The organism is Paracoccus sp. UBA889 (genome assembly GCA_002294185.1).
Lineage (GTDB): Bacteria > Pseudomonadota > Alphaproteobacteria > Rhodobacterales > Rhodobacteraceae > Paracoccus.
Map to the genome: position 1 here is coordinate 66,484 of DBFD01000079.1, position 3,119 is coordinate 69,602.

The 3,119-nt window shown below is 58.7% G+C and carries 3 protein-coding genes; all 3 read left to right on the top strand.

Annotated features, from left to right (window positions below; genetic code table 11):
• Positions 1–946: calcium-binding protein (locus tag B4L36_RS16140; RefSeq protein ID WP_292959172.1), on the top strand; the 946-nt coding region annotated here is incomplete at its 5' end.
• Between the two features lie 226 nt (positions 947–1,172).
• Positions 1,173–1,697, top strand: coding sequence for a BrnA antitoxin family protein (locus tag B4L36_RS16145; RefSeq protein ID WP_292959173.1), 525 nt, complete (start codon positions 1,173–1,175; stop codon positions 1,695–1,697).
• A 487-nt stretch (positions 1,698–2,184) separates the two neighbouring features.
• A complete protein-coding gene (locus tag B4L36_RS16150) occupies positions 2,185–3,042 on the top strand; it encodes an SDH family Clp fold serine proteinase (RefSeq protein ID WP_292959174.1) in 858 nt (285 codons plus the stop codon).
• The last annotated feature ends 77 nt before the right edge of the window (positions 3,043–3,119 follow it).

The window sequence follows — 3,119 nt, forward strand, 5'->3', positions numbered from 1 at the left end:
GATCTATGGCGGCGCCGGAAATGATGTCATCCGTTCCAGCGGCCAAGGCGTCTATGACGGCCAGGGCGGCAACGATATCGTCTATGCCGGACTGGGCACGCCCGAGACGCTGCGCGGCGGCGCAGGAACCGATATGCTGGACACGACCAGTTTCAGCGGCGACTACCGCGTCGACCTGGCCTCGGGTGCGACCAACTATGCCGGCGAAAGCTTCATCCAGTTCGAGAATCTGCGCGCGGGCAGTGGCGACGACACGCTGCTGGGGACCAATGATCGAAACGTCATGCAGGGCGGGAACGGCGATGATCGGATCTCGGGCCGTGACGGCAACGACTCGCTCTATGGGCAGAACGGCGACGATTATCTGGGCGGCGGCAGCGGCAACGACTACATGCGCGGCGGCAACGACAACGACCGGATGAGCGGGCATGGCGGAAATGACCGCATGTATGGCGATGCCGGCAATGACTGGATGGCGGGTCAGGATGGGGACGATTTGCTGAATGGCGGGTTGGGCGATGACACGCTGTCGGGCGGCGCCGGGGACGACGTGTTGATCGGCAGCACCGGGCGCGACGTGATGACGGGGGGCAGCGGCGAGGATGTGTTCCGCTTCTACAGCACCTCGGATTCGCCCTTCGGTGTCAGCACCACCTACGACCGGATCACGGATTTCCAGGGCGCGGGGATCAATTTCACCTTCGCCACGGAAGACAAGATCGATCTGTCCTCGATTGATGCCAACGTCAACCTTGCCGGGAACCAGGCCTTTGTTTTCACTGGCACAACCAGTGGCGGCGCGGGCACGATCTGGATGCAGGACGTAGGCGGAGAGACCTGGCTGCGGGTCAATACCGACAGCGATTCAACGCCCGAGATGACGGTCAGGATCGTCGATGGGACCGATACGGCCAGCGATTACTGGGCGGGCGATTTCGTCCTGTGATCGCGGGGTGAGATGACGCGGGCGCGGCCGGAAACGGCCGCGCCTTTCGGCTGTCCGGGGCCGCGCTGTGGGCCGCCGAACAGGGCGTCACGGCGCTTGCACACGACATGCACCGACCGCGCACAGGATGGTCACCGGTCGTACACCGACAACGCGCGGCCGGTTAAGGGATGGTTAAGATCGCCCGCGCCAATCTGGCCCATCGGCGACAGGGCGAGATGGGCGCATGGCAGAGAGGATCACGAAGGCGGAAGAGGTCAGGCGGGCGAACCGCCACTACATGGCAGACGCGATGCGGATGCTGGAATGGGACCTGCACAGCGCGATCCTGCGCGAGATGCGGATCCCCGAAGAATGGCACGAGATCGCGCAGAAGAAACCCGGCCAGCGCAAGACGCGGGTGACGCTGCGGCTGGACCAGGATCTGGTGACCTTCTTCCGCAGCATGGGACCGGACTGGCAGGTGCGGGTGAACCACCTGATGTCGGTCTGGATGCATGCGCGGCTGGCCGGCCTGATCCAGGGCGGCGAGACGATGGATTACCTGGCGCGGCGCGAGGATCGGATGCTGGACGGCCGGCGCCCCGAATTCGGCGACATCCAGCATGACGAGGACGATCTGTGCGGCGTGGCCCCGGTCCCCGCCAACTGGGCCCGGATCGAGGCGGTGCCGATGCCCGAGCAGCGGATCAAGTCGAAGATAGGGCGGAAGGCGTTGTTCGAGGAGAGGAAGGCGCGGAACGGGATGTGATATGCGGTTTCCACAATAGCACTCTTCGGTTCGGTAGGGTGGAACCCTACCCTACGCTCGCTAGTCTGCTCGGGACGCCCAGGCAGACATGTCCGCGGCGGGCAAGTTGGCGCGGCGAAGGAAGATGATGAGGAAACCGCGGTTGTGAATGACGGATACTCAGTACAGTGAAGCAGCTAAAATTTGCCCAACAACCGGCGGATGATGCCAGCTTTTTTCGTTGACCGCAGAACCGACATGGGCGATTCTTGCGTTAGCTGTCATGCAGCCAGGACACGACTGCGCGCGACGACAACAGGCGAAGCCGCTCAACCTCGACGGCAGCCTCATTTCTGAGGATCTCTTATGTATATTCAGCCAAAGCCACACCGCACGAAGAAGTCGTCTTCTCCTACAGAGCCAAATCACAGATTTGGCTGGCCTGGTGAGTATGACTTGGCTTTGGAATCATCATTCCTTTTCGAGGCCGAGAACACAGGTTTTTTCCATGTCCCAAAAGATGAACGAGCGAAGAACGAAGCTGACCGGGCAGTTCCCGAGGACAATTGCGCACCCGTCGCAATCTTCTAAGTTTTGGGCGAAAGAAAAGGACAGATACCTTCGGCAGCTCCTCATTTCAGATATCGAAGAGATGACGGGCCGTGAAATTATTGTATATTTCGCGCACCCAACCGAAGGGATTAACCACTCCGATCCCGAAGATGTTTCTGAGGTCATTGACGGTATCGATGGAAATGAAATTGATCTTATAATCAATACGCCCGGCGGCAGCGTCGATGCTGTAGAAAAATTCGTGACAATTCTGCGGCAAAGGAAGCTTGACTATAGGGTAATTGTACCCAATTTGGCGAAATCCGGCGGAACAGTAATCGCGATATCATCGCAGAGGATTTTTCTCGGGATCAACTCCGAACTTGGGCCTATCGACCCCCAATTTGTTCTTCCGGATCTCGGCCCGGTCCCGTGTCAGTACATATCCGAAGACGAGTCGCAGCGACCAGTCATTCGGGAACTTGCAAAATCTGCCGTTATAAGAATGCGTCAGCTAGCAAAAAAATTGCTTTCGGAGGGAATGTTAAAGGGAAGTAGTTCTGAAACGCTCGACGAGGTTATCAACAAGATATCCTCATCGGACACGTACAACTCCCATGGAGCAGTCATTGATTACTCCGAAGCTGAAGCGCTTGGCCTTTCAGTGGAGTGGCTCGAGCCTGATTCCGAATTGTGGCAAAGGGTATGGCTACTCTATTGCTGTTATGATCACGACATCAAAATAAGAAATGGTCGAGTTGGGAAGATCATTGAAGGCGCCCGCAACAGTCTGGCGCGCCCCCCATCGTATTGAAATTAAGCCTGCAAGCTTCGCACCCCGACTTCCCCTTCCTCGCGTGACCGGATGGCGGCGACCGCTGCGATGCTGCC